The organism is Acinetobacter sp. ATCC 27244 (assembly GCF_000156555.1).
In the GTDB taxonomy this organism is placed as follows: domain Bacteria; phylum Pseudomonadota; class Gammaproteobacteria; order Pseudomonadales; family Moraxellaceae; genus Acinetobacter; species Acinetobacter haemolyticus.
Window position 1 is genome coordinate 1 of sequence record NZ_GG665995.1, and the last position, 608, is coordinate 608.

1 protein-coding gene is annotated in these 608 nt (G+C 40.0%); it reads left to right on the forward strand.

From position 1 onward, the window contains the following. Window positions 1–555: IS481 family transposase (locus tag HMPREF0023_RS15945; protein WP_008942590.1), on the forward strand; the 555-nt coding region annotated here is incomplete at its 5' end. Window positions 556–608 lie beyond the last annotated feature (53 nt).

Here is a 608-nt window from a genome sequence, read left to right on the forward strand (position 1 = left end):
CCAGGATATCTTGGAGCACAAGATACTTTTTATGTCGGAAATCTAAAAGGCGTTGGTCGTATTTATCAGCAAACTTTTATTGATACCTATAGCAAAGTGGTTCATTGCAAGCTGTACACAACCAAGACGCCAATCACAGCCGCAGATTTATTGAATGACCGAGTGTTGCCATTCTATGAGTCCCAAGGATTACCAATGCTTCGTATTCTGACTGACAGGGGAACAGAATATTGCGGTAAAGTTGAACATCATGATTATGAGCTTTATTTAGCGCTGAATGATATTGATCACACTAAAACGAAAGCAGCCTCACCACAAACAAATGGGATCTGCGAGCGCTTCCATAAGACGATCTTGCAGGAGTTTTATCAGATTACTTTTCGAAAGAAGCTTTATAGCTCATTAGAAGAGTTGCAACTTGATCTAGACGGCTGGCTGAAATTCTATAATACTGAACGAACCCATCAGGGCAAGGTGTGCAATGGTAGAACACCATTTGCAACATTACTTGATGGAAAACGTATTTGGGCTGAAAAGAATTTAGCTCAAATTTAACCTGACAGTCTTAAGCAAATATCGGTAACTGTCAGATCAGGTTTGAGCTAGTA